The organism is Bradyrhizobium manausense, assembly GCF_001440035.1.
GTDB lineage: Bacteria > Pseudomonadota > Alphaproteobacteria > Rhizobiales > Xanthobacteraceae > Bradyrhizobium > Bradyrhizobium manausense.
In genome coordinates this window covers 57,014-72,674 of record NZ_LJYG01000101.1, presented here as the reverse complement: position 1 = coordinate 72,674, position 15,661 = coordinate 57,014, and the positions used below count along the sequence as shown (strand labels likewise).

Below are 15,661 nucleotides of genomic sequence, written 5' to 3'. Positions count from 1 at the left end.
GGACGCGCGCCAGCGCATCCCATGCCGCCATGTCGATGCCGGATTGCGCCAGCCGTTGCAGGCCGGCGAGGCCGAGCAGCGTGAAACGCTGGGTCAGCTTGCGCTCGATCTCGAACGGCAGCAGCTGGTCGCCCTTGAGCAGCTCCGAAATCTCCGCGACCATCGCGGTCAGCGGCTTCAGGGCCGACGGGGTGATCGCAAACAGATAGGCATGCCCTGTTACGCCCTGGTCGGTCTCGCAGTCGATCAGCACCAGCGGCGCCTTGGCAACCGCGCCGGTCGAGGTCTGCAGCGGCAAGTTCATCGGCACGATCACGGGGCGCGCATTGAAGCTGATGATGCGGATTGTCTCGGTCATGGGCGGTGGTTCCGGATTTATCAATGCAGGTTGATCCTGATCTTAAACATTCGTCATGAAACGAAAAGGCGCCTGCTGCGACCCACCATAAAATGGGGTTGCGCCGCGCCGCGTTTGTTGGCTCTGTGCAAGCCGGCATGTCGCGCCGCAAATGCCGTTCTTGCGGCAAAAACGCACATCACGGAGCCACAGAGTGAAACAAGCGATCGCCGAAGAGCAGCACAAGAGCGGCATCCTGATCGGGGCCGTGATTGCCTTTCTCCTGCTGGCCCTGCCGCTGGCGGTCTGGCTGGACCTGACTGAACTGAACAAGTCCGCGCTCCGCCGGCAGACCGCAGATCTCAATTCAGTCATCACAAGCGTGCGCAGCTATTATGCTTCCAATGTGGTCGGGCGCATCCTGGCCAACCCCAACGGCACGACCAAGGTCGTTCACAACTACGAATCCGTCCCCGGCGCGATCCCGATCCCGGCGACGCTGTCGCTGGAGCTTGGCCGCGTCATCGGCGCGCAACAGGAGAACATCACTTACCGGTTCGTCTCCGACTTCCCGTTCCAGAACCGCGCCCCGCATCAGCTCGACAAGTTCGAGAAGGATGCGCTCGCCGCCCTGCGCGCCGATCCCGAGCAGAAGATCCTCGACACCGACACCTCGCTGTTCTCCGACAAGGTCCGCTTGATCGCGCCTGTCACCATGGGCCCGGCCTGCGTAAGCTGCCACAACAGCCACCCCGAGAGCCCGAAGAAAGACTGGAAGGTCGGCGATGTCAGAGGCATCCAGGAGGTGATCATCGCCCAGCCGATCGCCGCCAACATCTTCTCGTTCAAGTTCCTGCTGGCCTATTTCCTGGTCGCGGCCGGCTGCGGGCTTTCCTTTCTCTCGCTCCAGCGCCGACAGGCCAGCCGCATCAAGGGCATGAACCGGGAGCTCGAATCCGCCAACGACTTCCTCGCCTCGCTGTCGATGAAGATCTCGCGCTACATCCCGCCGCAGGTCTACAAGAGCATCTTCTCCGGCCAGAAGGACGTCACCATCCACACCGAGCGCAAGAAGCTCACGATCTTCTTCTCCGACATCCAGAATTTCACCGCGACCACCGAGCGGCTGCAACCGGAATTGCTGACCCAGCTGCTCAACGAATATTTCACCGAGATGTCGGCGATTGCGCATGAGCATGGCGGCACCGTCGACAAGTTCATCGGCGACGCCATGCTGATCTTCTTCGGCGATCCCGAGACCAAGGGCGACCGCGCTGACGCGCAGGCCTGCCTGCAGATGGCCTGGCGCATGCAGCAGCGCCTCACCGAGCTCAATGCGAAATGGCGCGCCGCCGGCATCGAGCAGCCGTTCCGCTCGCGCATGGGCATCAATTCCGGCTATTGCAATGTCGGCAATTTCGGCAGCAGCGATCGCATGGACTACACCATCATCGGTGCCGAGGCGAACCTCGCCGCCCGCCTGCAGTCAATTGCCGAGCCCGGCGGCATCGTGCTGAGCTACGAGACCTTCGCGCTGGTCAGCGACATCGTTCGTGCCCATGCGCTGCCCGCGATCACGATGAAGGGCATCAGCCGCGAGGTCATTCCCTATGCGGTCGATGCGCTGGGCGATGCGGCAGCTGAGAAGAGCGGCGTCATCACCGAACGCGCGCCGGGGCTGGAGCTGTACCTCGACCCGGCCGTGGTGAAATCAGGCGATGCCGCACGCGTGCGCTCGCTGCTGGAAAGCGCGCTGGCGTCGCTGAAGCCGGCGTGACCTCACCGCGCCGCGCCTTCCGTAAACGCCGTCTCGATCACCGCCCCGAACGGCTGCCACGACCGCCCGTCGAACTGCACCAGGCGCATCTGCCTGATCGGCAGATAGTTCTCCGGCGACGTGTTCATCCTGATATTGGGCAGCGCGACGGAGGGATGGTAGTCCCGCAGCGACGCCGCCTGGCGCATGATGTTGTCGCGCGAGAGGTCGTCGCCGCATTGCTTCAGCACCTTGGTCAGCGCCTCCGCCGCGGCGTAGCCATAGAGCGCGGCGCTGTTGTTGGTGCTTTCGTCCTTGTGGTACCTGTCCATGAAGGCGAACCAGTCCTTCATGGCCGGATCGTCCTTCCAGGCGGGATCGCTGGGATCCTTCAGGAACGCCGCCGAGATCACGCCGGCCGAATTCTCCAGCCCCGCCGGCGCCATCGCGTTGGCGATCGAGGCGGAGGCATCGTTGACGATGAAGACAGGGTGCCATTTCAGCGACGCGGCGAGCCCGATCACCTTGGCCGCCGTCGACGGCACGCCGAGAAACACGAAGATGTCGGCGTCCGCGCGCTTGAGGATCGCGACGTGGCCTTCGAGATGCTCGTCATTGATGTCGAAGGCGACGTCGACCAGGACGTGTCGGTTCAGATCGCCGAGACCTTCCTGGATGCCCTTGTAGAGCATGCGGCCGAACTGGTCGTTCTGCCAGAGAACGACGATCTTCTTCCGGGGATAATAGGCCTGGATGTAGTTGGCGTAGATGCGCCCCTCCGAGCGGAACGGCGGCTGCCAGCCCATGGTCCAGGGAAACGCCCTGGCCTGGCTCAGCTCCTCGTCGCCGGAGGCGACGAACAGTTGCGGGATCTTCTTCTCGTTCAGGTACCAGCGCGTGGCGAGATTGCCCGGCGTGCCGAACGAGCCGAACATCAGATGCACGTCGTCTTTCTCGACGAGATCGCGCGTCAGCTGCAGCGCAGTGGCGGGATCGGAATTGTCGTCGCGGCTGATGAAGCGGACCTTGCGGCCGTTGATGCCGCCGCGATCGTTGATCATGCCGAAATAGGCCGCTTCCGCCTTGCCGATCGCGCCGAATTCCGAGAGCGGCCCCGAATAGGGCACGATGTTGCCGATGCGGATTTCCTTGTCGGAGCCGGGGTCGGAATTGGGTTGATCCGAACGCTCTTGCGACATGGCCCCGAGCGAGGCGAGCGCCGCGATCAAAACGAACAGCAGTCTGCCGGTGACGCGCATGCTCGACACCTTGTCGTTGGCCCCCGACGAACTCGGCTCACCCTGCATCCGGGTGCGTTGATCTATCTCAAGCGTTTGGCAATCGTGTGGCTGGGAGCGCGATGAAAGCGGCAGGCGTGCTGACGGGCTGTTCGCGATCCGTCATCCTGAGGTGCGAAGCCCGCGATGCAGGGCATCGCGGGCGGAGCCTCGAAGGATGAACAGCCCCGCTGCAATCGAGCGGAGAGAACTGGGCCGTCGCCGTTCGAGGGGCCGCTGAAGAAGCCACCTCCAGCGACAACGGCTTCGCCGTTGCGCGGGGATGACGGTGATAGACTGATCGTCCGGCTACGGCAGGCCCCTTGCCTCCAGCTGATGCACCAGCAGCAGGGTCGGCTCGGCGAGACTGTCACCGGAACCATCCAGCCCGAACGCCGCCGCGATGCCATCGTGGCTACGCAGCAGGGTCGCACGTGGGCAATGGCCGGCGCCGCAGAGCGTCTTCTTCAGGGTCTCGCCCTGCGCCACGATATCGGCGGGATCGTTGGCGGCCCAGGCCAGCAGGATCGGCTCGTCGACATTGAGGACGCCGGGATAGACCGAGCGCTTGTCATATTGAGCGGCGTCATTGCCGAAATAGGCCTTCTCGCTGTCACTGGCATCCTTGCCGGCGCGATAGAGGCCCGAGACCAGCACCACGGCAGCGACATCGGCGCGGTCGGCCTGGAGCTCGGGATGCGCCAGCAGGCTCGCGACATGGAAGGCGCCGGCGCCGTAGCCGACCGCGACGATCTCGCGGGCATCGCCGTTGAACAGGTCGATATTGCCGTGGACCCAGGACAGCGCCGCCGCCACGTCGCTCGCGCCCATCGGCCAGGTGGCGGCGGGCGCGAGGCGGTAGTTGACGCGCACCCCGATCATGCCGTTGCGCGCCGCAAAGCACATCGCGGCGTCCTGCATGTCGCGGGACAGCTCCGGCGCGCCGCGATCGCCGGTGAAGGTGTCACCGGCGACGATCAGCAGCACGGGGCGCGGCGTGTCCGCCTTGGTGGTCTCGCTGGTCGCGACGTCGAGCACGTTGGCCTCGCTGCCGCCATAGCGCAGGCCGCGCGAGAAGGTGACCTGCTCGCACAGCCGCGCGACGCCGCCGGCGGTGGTGTCGCTATCGGTGAGGCCGGTCCGAACCAGATCGGATGGTGCGGCCGGTCGCGCCGGGAGCGGACCATGTGCGGAGGCCGCGGTCACGGTCAGGAGGAGCAAAAATGCGAGACAATTCTTCATCATCAGGGGGCCGGCCTTCCACGCCCCATATTGGTGGGTCGCTTTAGCCTGTCTTTTCAATTCGCCTTATCTTGTTGGTCTTTCTTGCGGCGATTTCACGGCACCTTCGCCCCCGGGTTCAATTCCCCGGCTGGAACGTGCAATCCGCCCCGCTGCCGTCCTTCTGCCTGATGGCGTTGGGATCGATGGTGCAGCTCAGCTTGCTCAAGCTCTCGAAATTCGATCCCGCCGCGCCATCGGGCGGAATGCCGGCCAGCGCCTCGGTCGCGAAGATCTCGTTGGCGGTGGGACCGTTCACGGTCCTGGCCTTCTTGCCGAAGGTCACCTCGCAATTGCGCAACGTGATGTCGACATTGCCGGTGCGGCAGACGATCTTGTCCGCGGTCACGACAACGGGCTTCTTGTAGGGAATGTCGGCATTGGCGGCGAACAGCATCGCCACTGCCTTCTTCTCGGCGCCTGACAGCGTCGGCGACAGCGGCGCGATCACGCCGGCGAGGGCCAGCGCCGTGGAGCCGGAGATCTTGGAGGGCGAAGCGCCGGCGTCCTTGGCGACGGCGGCGTTGGCGACGGCGATTTGGGCGGCGCCAAGGACAAGGACGGCATAGACCGGCATCGTGATCTTCATTGGCGATCTCCTCTTCCGTCGCGGCTTTGCTGCCGGAGGCGCGCAGCCTATGACAGATTTCCCATCCGGGGGAGGGCAATGGTCCCGGTCATCAGCTACTTTGCCGATGAAGCAGGGTGAAGCGTGTATCGATGACGGCCTGTTGCGGCTCGGCGTCGGGATGCAGGATCCGCGCGATGATCAGCCGGGCGGCTTCCTTCCCGATCAGGTCGCCAGGCGGGCGGATCGTCGTCAACGACGGATTTGCGGCCGCGCTGAAGCTCAGATCGCCGAAGCCGACCACCGACAGGCGCTCCGGGATGGCGATGCCAAGCCTCTGGCATTCGAAGATCACGCCGAGCGCGATATGGTCGTTGGAGCAGGCGATCCCGTCGACGGTCGGAAAGCGGAGCCTGGCCTCGCCCAGCAGCATGGCGCCGACCTCGGCGCTTGCCGGTGCAGGGTTCTGGATGATCTCCGCGCTGGCGCCTGGCGTGTTGCGTGCCGCCTCGACGAAGCCTTGGGCGCGCCGGGCCGCGCGGCGATCCTCATGCAGGCGGGCGCCGACAAACAGTAATCGCTTGCGCCCGCGCTGAAGAAGATGCGACGCAGCGGCATGACCGACCTGGTCGTGGTGGAAGCCGACCGCCATGTCCATGGTCGGGGAACCAAGCTCCCAGATCTCGACAACAGGCACCTTGCTGTCGTGGAGCAGCCTGCGCGTTGCTGCGCTGTGAGAGAGGCCGGTCAAGACGACAGCAGCGGGGGCCCACGACAGCGCCGTGCGGACCAGATTCTCCTCGTCGTGCTCCTTGTACTCGGTGTGGCTGAGCATCACCTGCAATCGCTGCTTGCCGAGCTCGTCCTGCAAGGCTGCGACGGTCTCGGCGAAGAACGCATTGCGGACGGATGGCACGATGATGCTCACGACGCGCGATGAGGCAGCCGCCAAGCCACCGGCCATCAGGTTCGGCACGTAATCGAGCGCGTCGATGGCGCGTGCGATCGCTTCGCTCGCCGCCGCCGAGACCGCATCCGGCTTTCTGAAATAAAGCGACACGGTGGAGGGCGACAGCTCGGCGCGCGCCGCCACATCCATGATCGTGACTCGTTGCATCTTGCGCCGGGTGCGTATGGGCTTTGATGCGACCATGGTCATAGCGGCTCGAGATAATAGCGCTATTATGTAACCAATGCGTCGGAGAGATACAACCGCGTTCCGCGCATTAAGCGATATCAATATTCTAATCAAAGGGATGAGAGGGCGATCGGGTCTCTCAATTCACGGGATCAGCCGCCGCGGCTCTGTCATTGATTTTGATATATCGCAGCGCTATTATTCATCACCGCGGCTGCAAGAACCGTCGGGACGGGAGATAAGGGCTCATGGCTTCGGTCAGCCTGCGCAAGCTTGAGAAGAGCTACGGCGCGTTTCGCGTCGTCAAGGCGATCGACCTCGAGATCCTGGACGGCGAGTTCGTCGTGCTCGTCGGCCCGTCCGGCTGCGGCAAGTCGACCACGTTGCGCATGATCGCCGGCCTCGAACGCATCAGTGGCGGCGAGATCCGGATCGGCGATCGCATCGTCAGCGATCTGCCGCCGCGCCAGCGCGACATCGCCATGGTTTTCCAGGACTACGCGCTCTACCCGCACAAGACGGTGCGCGAGAACATGGGCTTCAGCCTGAAGGTGCGGGGCGCGAACGCAGCCGACGCGGACGCCAAGATCAAGGACGCGGCGGAGATGCTCGGCATCACCCACCTGCTCGACCGGCGGCCGGGACAGCTCTCCGGCGGTCAGCGTCAGCGCGTTGCGATGGGCCGCGCCATTGTCCGGCGGCCGCAGGTCTTCCTGTTCGACGAGCCGCTCTCCAATCTCGACGCAAAACTGCGCGGTCAGGTGCGCACGGAGATCAAGCGTCTGCACCAGACGATCGGCACCACCATCGTCTATGTCACCCATGACCAGGTCGAGGCGATGACCCTGGCCGATCGCATCGTCATCCTGCGCGGTGGGGATATCGAGCAGATCGGCACGCCGGAGCAAGTGTACAATCACCCGGCCAGCGTTTTCGTTGGTGGGTTCGTCGGCGCTCCCTCGATGAATTTTGCCAAGGCGAGGGCCGCCCAGGGCTATCTCGATTTCGCCGACGGCAACCGCCTGCCGCTTGCGAGCCTTCTCGGCACAAAACTCTCGGCGGCCGACGGGCGTGAATTCATCGTCGGCATCCGGCCCGAGCATTTCACACCCCGCGGGTCCGATGTCGGCTTGAACAGCCAGGTTCAGGTCGTCGAGCCGCTCGGCTCCGATACGCTGGTGCATTTTTCAGTGGGTGGCGCGACGTTGACCGCGCGGCTGCCGCCCGAGTTGCGCCCGAAGGCCGGCGAAGCGATCAAGCTGGGGCTGGACCCGGCGAAGATTCACCTGTTCGATCCGGAGACGGAGCGCGCCTTGCAGTAAAAGCGCGCAGCGAGACCAACAGAAGCCAGTCAAGCCGCAAGAAGCGGCGATATTTTCCGGGAGGACGGCATGAGTTCAGGACGCATTTCAAAGCTGGCGGGATTGCTTCTCGCCTGTGCAACGGCCGCATTCGCGTCAGGCGCATCCGCCGAGACCAATCTGAAGGTCTTCGTCACCAGCCAAGGACAGCCCGCCATCTGGCGCACGTTGCTCGATCAATACGAAGCGCGCAATCCCGGCATCAAGGTCAGCATCGAGCTGGGCGGCACGACCTCGGACATGCAGGCGCAATATCTCAACACGGTGCTCACAGCGAAGGATTCCTCGCTCGATGTGTTGATGCTCGACGTGATCCGCCCGGCGCAGTTTGCAGCGGCGGGCTGGACCAGCCCGATCGCAAGCGACATGTCTTCCTATCTGCGCGCCTATGCCGAGGCGAACACGATCGATGGCAAGGTGGTGGCGCTCCCCGCCTTCGCCGATTCCATGTTCCTGTATTACCGCAAGGACCTCTTGGACAAATACGGGCTTCAGCCGCCAAAAACCTGGGACGAACTCGCGGACGCCGCCAAGAAGGTCGCGGACGGCGAGAACAATCCGAACCTGCAGGGTCTGTCGTTCCAGGGCAAGGCGATCGAAGGTGCTGTCTGCACCTTCCTGGTGCCGTACTGGAGCCAGGGCAAGGTGGTGACCAAGGACGGCAAGCTCGATTTCGATCGCGAGGCGGCGACCAAATCGCTCGCGCTCTGGAAGGGTTTTGCCGACAGCGGCGTTGCCAAGAAGAACATTGCCGAGGTCGCGACCGACGACACGCGCAAGGAATTCCAGGCCGGCAACGTCCTGTTCGCGGTGAACTGGGCCTATGCATGGGCAATGTCGCAGGGCGCCGAGTCCGCGGTCGCGGGCAAGGTTGGCGTCGCACGGCTTCCGGCCATCAAGGGCGGCGAACAGGCGACCTGCCTCGGCGGCTGGGAGTGGGGCGTTTCCGCCTTTTCCAAGCATCAGGAGGAGGCGAAGAAGCTGGTCGAATATCTGTCGAGCCCGGAGGTTTCCAAATTCGTGGCGATCAACGGCTCCCTGCTGCCGACCTACGGCAAGCTTTACAAGGACGCCGACGTGACCAGGGCAGTGCCGTGGTTCGCGGACGCGCAAGGCATCGTCGAGACGGCAAAGCCGCGGCCGGTGACGCCGCGCTACAACGAGGTCAGTGAAGCGATCAGGACCACGGTCAACGCGGTGCTTGCCGGCGCGACCACGCCGGCGGACGGCGCCGCCCAGATCGAAGCGCGCCTGAAGCGGATCATCCGCTAAAGCGCGTACAGCAATCCGGATCGGACCTGATGACGACGACATCGATGTTCAAGAGCCAGGCCGATCGCCCGGTTGCGCGGCGTCCGTGGCTGTCGCGCTGGTCCGACCCTGATGACACCACGCTTGCCGTGATGCTGCTGGCGCCCGCGGCGATCCTGCTCGGCGTGATGATCGTCTATCCGGTGAGCCGGCTGATCTACACCAGCTTTCTCGACCTGTCGCTGACCTCGGGCCTGCCGGCGCGCTTCGCCGGGCTCGCGAACTTCAGGCAGATGCCCGATGATCCGGTGTTCTGGCAGGCGACCTGGAACACGGTGCTGATCACGCTGATCACCGTGCCCGGCTCGCTCGTGGTCGGGTTCGCACTCGCACTGCTCGCCAATCTGCCGTTCCAGGTGAAATGGCCGGTGCGGCTCTCGCTGCTGATCCCGTGGGCGCTGCCGCTCTCCTTCGCCGGGCTGATCTTCGGCTGGTTCTTCCATTCCGAGTACGGCGTCGTCAACGATGTGCTGGGCCGGATTGGCCTGCCCCGCGTGATCTGGTTCAATTCGCCGCGGCTCGCCTTCGCCGCCATCTGCCTTGCCATCATCTGGAAGGCCTCGTCTTTCATGGCGATGATCATTCTCGCAGGGCTGCAGACCATCCCGCGCTCGCTTTACGAGGCCGCCGACGTCGACGGCGCCGGGCGTATGCGCCAATTCTTCGAGATCACGCTGCCGCTGCTCAAGCCCACGATCGTGGTCGCGCTGATCTTCCGCACCATTACCGCGCTGCAAACCTTCGACATTCCCTACATGATGACGGGCGGCGGGCCGGGCACCGAAACCGCGACGCTGGCCATGTACATTCATCAAAACACGGTGTCATTCCTCGACCTCGGCTACGGATCGGCGCTCGCCGTCGTGATGTTCGGCCTGTCGATGCTGGTCACCGCGCTATACTTGCGCATGATCCGCGGCAGCGGGGCTGCATCATGAGCACGGCTGCCGCCTCTACCTTCGACTCGGCTCTGTCAGGCAAGCCGCTGCGGGCCATCGCCGCGCTCATTCTCATCGTCAACGGCCTATTCCCCGCGCTTTGGATCCTGCTGACCTCGTTCAAGACCGAGGCGGAGCTCACGCAGAAGCCGATCACCTGGCTGCCGCACGCCGCAACGCTGCGGAATTACATCCAGGCGTTCTCCGACCAGCCGCTGCTCACCTTCCTGTTCAACAGCTTCATGGTCGCGCTGCTCTCGACCGCGCTGACGCTGCTGGTCTCCGTGCTCGCAGCCTACGCGCTCGCGCGGCTGAACTTGCGGTTCAGGGGGCTGATCATGTCCGTCATCATCGCAGTCTCCACCTTTCCGCTGGTGACGCTGCTGGTCCCGCTGTTCGAGACCATGCGCGCTCTCAATCTCCTCAATTCTAGGACGGCATTGATCCTGCCTTACACCGTGCTGAGCCTGCCCGTCTGCACCCTGGTGCTGACCTCCTTCTTCGAAGGTATTCCGCGCGATCTGGAGAATGCGGCCATGATCGACGGCTGCACGCGGTTCGGCGCCCTGTTCAGGGTGGTGGTGCCGCTGTCGGCGCCCGGTGTCTTCACCGCCGGCATCCTTGCCTTCGTCAATTCCTGGGACGAATTCCTGCTGGCCCTGTCGTTCAACTCCAATCCGGGACTGCGGACCCTGCCGGTCGGCATCCAGCTCTATCAGGGCGAGTTTGCGTTTCCCTGGCCGGTGATCTCGGCCGCGCTCGTCGTCGGCATCGTGCCCATCGCGATCCTGATCGTGATTTTCCAGGAGCGCGTCGTCTCGGGGTTGACCGCAGGCGGCGTCAAGGGCTGACGGAAAGGCGGGAAGGAATGGACTTGAAACTTGACACGACCTCGTCCGGCTTTGTGCTGTCCGTTTCGGGTCGCCGGATACTCGCGCACAGCGCGGCGGCGCCATGTTTCTTCATCGGCCGCGGCAATGACAGCATCGAAATGCATCGCGGCCGCTTCGAAATCGAGGATCGCCTTGTCGAACGCTGCCCGCTCGCGCATGCCGAAATCGATGGCGTCACGATCATGTTGTCCTCTGCCGCCGGGCAGCCTCCTCGCCTCGCGGCGACGCTCGAGGGCAATGCGCTGAAGCTGCGCTCGCTCGATCCCGCCGTGAACAGGTTCTGGCTGCGCGTTGTGGCCGACCGCGACGAGCATGTCTGGGGTGGCGGCGAGCAATTCTCCTATTTTGATCTGCGTGGACGACGGTTTCCGTTATGGAGTTCCGAGCCGGGCGTTGGGCGCGACAAGACCACCGAGATCACCTTCAAGGCCGATGTCGCGGGGCACGCCGGCGGCGACTACTACCACACCAACTATCCGCAGCCGACCTACATCTCCTCCGCGCGCTATGCGCTTCACGTCGAGACGCCAGCCTATAGCGTGTTCGATTTTCGGGAGGGCGAGTTTCACGAGATCGAGACCTGGTCCATTCCCGAGGCCATCGAGTTGTTTGCCGCGCCGTCGTTTGTCGCTCTGGTGGAGATGCTGTCCGCGCGGTTCGGTCGCCAACCACCGCTTCCGGAGTGGATCTACAATGGCGCGATCATCGGCCTGAAGGACGGCGCGAACTCGTTCGCTCGCCTCGCGGCCATGCGCGCGGCGGGCGTCAACGTGTCCGGTCTCTGGTGCGAGGACTGGGCCGGGATCAGGCAGACCACCTTTGGCGCGCGGCTGTTCTGGGACTGGAAGGCCAACGAGTCGCGTTATCCTGGCCTGCGACAGCGCATCGCCGAATTGAACGATCAGGGCATCCGCTTTCTCGGTTATGTGAATCCCTATCTCTGCAACGACGGCGTCCTGTTCGCGGAGGCCGAGAATGCCGGCTATTTCGTCAAGGATGCCTTCGGACAAACGGCCCTGATCGATTTCGGTGAATTCCACTGCGGCACCGTCGACTTCACCAACCAGGACGCCGCGGCATGGTTCTCCGAGAAAGTCATTGGCAAGCAGATGCTCGACTATGGGCTGTCCGGCTGGATGGCAGATTTCGGCGAGTATCTGCCGGTCGACGTGCGTCTCGCCAGCGGTATCGATGCAAGGCTGGCGCACAACCTCTGGCCGATGCTGTGGGCCGAAGTGAACGCGAAGGCGGTGGCGAGCCGCGGCCGCACCGGCGAGGCCGTGTTCTTCATGCGGTCCGGCTTCACGGGCGCGCAGAAGTTCTGCCCGTGGCTCTGGGCCGGGGATCAATCGGTCGATTTTTCCAGGCATGACGGGCTGGTCACGGTGATCTGCGCCGCCCTGTCGTCAGGATTGCTCGGCAATGCGTATCACCACTCCGACATCGGCGGCTATACAAGCCTTTTCGGCAATGTGCGCACGCCCGAGCTGCTGATGCGTTGGAGCGAGATGGCGGCCTTCACGCCTGTGATGCGGAGCCACGAAGGCAACAGGCCCCGTGATAATCTTCAGCTCGACGGCGATCCGGCGGTTCTCGCGCATTTCGCTGCGATGACTGCAATCTACGTTCACCTCTCGCCTTATCTGCGGACGTTGTCGCTGGAGGCTGCGCGCCGTGGCCTTCCGGTGCAGCGTCCGCTGTTTCTCCATCACGAAGACGACCGGCGAACCTATTCCATTCAGGATTGCTATCTCTATGGCCGTGATCTGCTTGTCGCACCCGTCTGGCAAGCGGGCCAGGATCAGCGGAGCCTGTACCTTCCGACAGGGACCGACTGGATTCATGTCTGGACCGGCCAGTCGTTTGAAGGCGGACACGAGATATCGGTGGCCGCGCCGTTGGGGCAACCGCCGGCGTTCTATCGGATCGACAGCGAGTTCAAGGCGCTCTTCGCGGGATTGCGGGAATTGGGCCGCTGCTAGGGGATAGGAGGTCACCGAGGGTCCGGACTTTCGAGTCTCACTCTTGGTCCTGCGCGACACACGAAACCGGCCGTGCCGGGCGGACGCGGCCATGTTTGGCGCAGGCAGGCAGCTCGCCTGCCTGCGCCAAATCCCGCTCGTCTAGCTGCTCGGGCCGCCCTGCAGGGCATTGAGCAGCTTGCCACCGTCGGGCACGCCCCAGCCGGTGCAGGCGTCCCATCCCGGGCCCGCCTGGTATTGGCCGCCGAGCAGGCCGTCGGTGTCGTTGTTGCCGACGGTGATGTCGCGCAGCACGCCAGCGGGGCCGAACTTGGAATAGAGCAGGGCATTGAAATTGCCGGACCGCGCGCCGAGCGCGGCGTTGATCCGGGCGATCAGGCCGGCCCAGAGCGGCGCGGAGGCACTGGTGCCGCCGACAACGCCGAGCTTGCCGCCCGACATCGTCAGATAACCGGTGGCCGGATCGGCATTGGCCGCGACATCGGGAATCGCGCGTCCGGCAAAGTGCCCGGGATTGATCGACTTCGGCACGATGCCCTGCTGCCAGCTCGGAACCGGCGTGATGTCGCTGACACCGCCGCCGGTGCCGCTGCGGGGGCCGTCGTTCCAGACGGTCTCGGCGACCTGCACCTGCTTCTTCGCGTTCTTGCGCGCGTGCAAGGTCGTGCCGCCCACGGCCAGCACATAAGGACTGCTCGCGGGGAAGTTCACATGGGCCCGGCCGTCCTGCATCTGCGCTTCCGAGCCGTCGTCGCCGGTGGAGACGCAGAACGTGATGCCGAGATGGGCCGCCGCGAGCAAGCTGTGGTTGCAATGATCGATGGCAGCAGGTGACCAGATCACGCCGGCATTGTTGAAGGCCTGGTTCTCGTCCCAGCCCCAGCTGATCGAGACGACCGAGGGATCGTTGTCGGAATCGCTGACGACCTTGGCGAGACAATCGACCAGGCCCTTCTCGTCGAAGGTCGAGAAATAGGTGGCGATCTTGGCGCCGCCGCCGAGCGCGCCGGCGACGTCGACGTCCAGCATCACCTCACCGGTCGAGTCCGGATCGCCGGAAGGATCGGTCGAGACGCCGTCGACCGCGATGACGGCAACCTCCGGCGCGGGAACGCCGATCTTGCTGAAATAAGCCGCGACGTCGGGCGTCTCCACGCCGCCGCCGAACTCGAGCAGGCCGATGCATTGCCTGCTCGCGTCGATGTTGGGGAAATTGTAGATGCCCGCGAGCTCGGTCGGAATGAACCAGTGCCGCACCGCGCTGGCGAAATCCGGCTTGGCGCTGGTCGCCGAATGGCGCGAACGGCGGAGCACACGGTGGTTGTTCAGGCCGAACACGCCGGTGATGGCATCGCCGACCTCGGCCGGGACGTGCACCGGACCGGTGCGGGCGTGGAAGTCGCCGAGATGCGGATGGGAGTAGTCGAACAGCGTGACGCCGAAGGCGCTGCTGACGTCGTCGACCGTCCCGGCGATGCCGAGCCGCGCTGCGGCGGGTTCGTTGCGGGTGACGACCAGCTTGTGCGCCCTGGCGAAATCCTCGATCGTCTTGATGGCCTTGGGATCGGAGCCGTAACCGCTCGCGAGCTGGTCGCGCGTCATGTACTTGCGATCCTTGGGGAGCTTCTTGTCGAGATCGGACAGATCAGGCAGATCGACGGATCGCTTCACGCCGACCGTCAGCTCGATCCAGCGCTGGCCGTTGGTTCGGCGCATCGCTTTCGAGCCTGTCGGCAGTTGATGGACAGAGTTGGGAAGCTGGACCATGTGGGCTGTTGCACTAGGGGACATAGTATTTCCTCCTTGTACGGGGGTGGCGCGCTGGAAAACTGGGATTGCGGACGCGGGTCCTGTCGGTTCGAAAGTGTTCAGGTGTTCGAAAATGGATCGCGGTGATCAGGCCGAAAAAGCCGGCACGGAAACAGATCAAACCTAAAATAGTAAAACGACGCGTTGCATCCTAGCAGCGGGATGCCGATGCGGCAAAGCCGATCGTGCGGTGCGCGTCTCACAATCACGTCAGCCTGTCGGAAGGCACGCCTCGGCAATGAGCCAATCGATCTGACGTAGTTGGCTCATCGCAATCGTCGCGCGTGGGCGGGCGCGTGATGCACGCCGGCGGATGGAGCGCGCGAGTTCGTTCTACTGTGCAGGGGGTTGTTTTCGACTTTTTTGCCACTCGCGCGTCCGTGATGGAACCTAATCGCGGCTGGTGCGACTTATCCATGACACGGGAAAACACGTGCGAGGCTGTCATGGCAGATAAGCATACCGCCGATCCGGCAGAGATCATGCGGGCGACTGGTCATCCTGAGCTGGAATACGCCGCTGGCTGGACCATCGCAGGTCTGGTCACCATCGGCACCATCGTCGCCGCCTGGGTGTTTGCGATCTAGGCAACAGGGAATTGAAGCTCGAAGGCGACGCCGTCGTCGGCCGGCTTGAGCCTGATCGAGCCGCCGTGGCTCGCCATCACCGCGCGCGCAATCGCAAGGCCCATGCCGGTCCCGCCCTGATCGCGGCGGGTCGTGAAGAACGCGTCAAAGATCCTGTCGCGGTTTGGCGCCGAGATCGGCTCACCGTCATTACTGACTGTCAGCTTGAGCGTCGTCCGCTCGTCCACAACCTCCAGCCTGATCGTCCCTGCCTTGTGCCGCACCGCGTTGTCGGCGAGGTGCGACAGCACGATCAGCGCCTTCTCGCCGGACATGCCGATCGTCCGGTCGAGGCTGCCGCTGGCCTTGATGACGCTTTCCGGAAACCGGCTCCTGAGGTCGGCGATGACGGGCGCAAGCTCGGTGCGCTCGTTCTGCGGCAGG

At 64.1% G+C, this 15,661-nt stretch carries 13 protein-coding genes and 1 pseudogene; 7 read left to right on the top strand and 7 right to left on the bottom strand.

The features are described 5' to 3' along the window. A pseudogene (locus AOQ71_RS48490) lies at window positions 1–358 on the bottom strand (enolase C-terminal domain-like protein); the annotation flags it as partial. Window positions 359–551: 193 nt separating this feature from the next. Between AOQ71_RS48490 and AOQ71_RS25345 the strand changes: the two are divergent. Next, window positions 552–2,114, top strand: coding sequence for an adenylate/guanylate cyclase domain-containing protein (locus AOQ71_RS25345; RefSeq protein WP_057752657.1), 1,563 nt, complete (start codon window positions 552–554; stop codon window positions 2,112–2,114). Between the two features lie 2 nt (window positions 2,115–2,116). Here AOQ71_RS25345 and AOQ71_RS25340 read toward each other — a convergent pair whose 3' ends face one another. The 4 genes from AOQ71_RS25340 to AOQ71_RS25325 all read right to left on the bottom strand — a co-directional run bounded on the left by AOQ71_RS25340 (window position 2,117) and on the right by AOQ71_RS25325 (window position 6,318). Next, on the bottom strand, window positions 2,117–3,352 hold the full coding sequence (locus AOQ71_RS25340; RefSeq protein WP_057752912.1) for an ABC transporter substrate-binding protein: 1,236 nt from the start codon (window positions 3,350–3,352) through the stop codon (window positions 2,117–2,119). A 327-nt stretch (window positions 3,353–3,679) separates the two neighbouring features. Then, complete coding sequence (locus tag AOQ71_RS25335; RefSeq protein ID WP_057752911.1) at window positions 3,680–4,612, bottom strand: alpha/beta hydrolase; 933 nt, start codon at window positions 4,610–4,612, stop codon at window positions 3,680–3,682. A gap of 118 nt (window positions 4,613–4,730) precedes the next feature. Then, window positions 4,731–5,240 (bottom strand): hypothetical protein, encoded by a 510-nt coding sequence (locus tag AOQ71_RS25330; protein ID WP_245317114.1) that lies wholly within the window; start codon window positions 5,238–5,240, stop codon window positions 4,731–4,733. A 91-nt stretch (window positions 5,241–5,331) separates the two neighbouring features. Beyond that, window positions 5,332–6,318, bottom strand: coding sequence for a LacI family DNA-binding transcriptional regulator (locus AOQ71_RS25325; RefSeq protein ID WP_245317112.1), 987 nt, complete (start codon window positions 6,316–6,318; stop codon window positions 5,332–5,334). A gap of 287 nt (window positions 6,319–6,605) precedes the next feature. On the opposite strand from AOQ71_RS25325, the gene AOQ71_RS25320 reads away from it, so the two are divergent. The 5 genes from AOQ71_RS25320 (at window position 6,606) to AOQ71_RS25300 (ending at window position 12,842) form a co-directional block, all read left to right on the top strand. Beyond that, a complete protein-coding gene (locus tag AOQ71_RS25320; RefSeq protein WP_057752651.1) occupies window positions 6,606–7,679 on the top strand; it encodes an ABC transporter ATP-binding protein in 1,074 nt (357 codons plus the stop codon). A 69-nt stretch (window positions 7,680–7,748) separates the two neighbouring features. Beyond that, a complete protein-coding gene (locus tag AOQ71_RS25315; protein WP_057752648.1) occupies window positions 7,749–8,990 on the top strand; it encodes an ABC transporter substrate-binding protein in 1,242 nt (413 codons plus the stop codon). Between the two features lie 29 nt (window positions 8,991–9,019). Beyond that, window positions 9,020–9,967 (top strand): carbohydrate ABC transporter permease, encoded by a 948-nt coding sequence (locus AOQ71_RS25310; RefSeq protein WP_083514486.1) that lies wholly within the window; start codon window positions 9,020–9,022, stop codon window positions 9,965–9,967. After that, on the top strand, window positions 9,964–10,818 hold the full coding sequence (locus AOQ71_RS25305; RefSeq protein ID WP_057752645.1) for a carbohydrate ABC transporter permease: 855 nt from the start codon (window positions 9,964–9,966) through the stop codon (window positions 10,816–10,818). The genes AOQ71_RS25310 and AOQ71_RS25305 overlap by 4 nt, the downstream gene beginning before the upstream one ends. Beyond that, complete coding sequence (locus AOQ71_RS25300; protein WP_283809614.1) at window positions 10,815–12,842, top strand: alpha-glucosidase; 2,028 nt, start codon at window positions 10,815–10,817, stop codon at window positions 12,840–12,842. The genes AOQ71_RS25305 and AOQ71_RS25300 overlap by 4 nt, the downstream gene beginning before the upstream one ends. Window positions 12,843–12,983: 141 nt before the next feature. On the opposite strand, the gene AOQ71_RS25295 is transcribed toward AOQ71_RS25300, so the two are convergent. Beyond that, window positions 12,984–14,558: a S53 family peptidase gene (locus AOQ71_RS25295; RefSeq protein ID WP_162268407.1), complete on the bottom strand. Its 1,575-nt coding sequence runs from the start codon at window positions 14,556–14,558 to the stop codon at window positions 12,984–12,986. A 539-nt stretch (window positions 14,559–15,097) separates the two neighbouring features. Between AOQ71_RS25295 and AOQ71_RS46390 the strand changes: the two genes are divergently transcribed. Beyond that, window positions 15,098–15,238 carry a hypothetical protein gene (locus tag AOQ71_RS46390; RefSeq protein ID WP_167353997.1) on the top strand — a complete coding sequence of 47 codons (141 nt, stop codon included), beginning with the start codon at window positions 15,098–15,100 and terminating at the stop codon, window positions 15,236–15,238. Here the strand turns inward: AOQ71_RS46390 and AOQ71_RS48485 are convergent. Continuing rightward, window positions 15,235–15,661: sensor histidine kinase (locus AOQ71_RS48485; RefSeq protein WP_245317110.1), on the bottom strand; the 427-nt coding region annotated here is incomplete at its 5' end. The genes AOQ71_RS46390 and AOQ71_RS48485 overlap by 4 nt on opposite strands.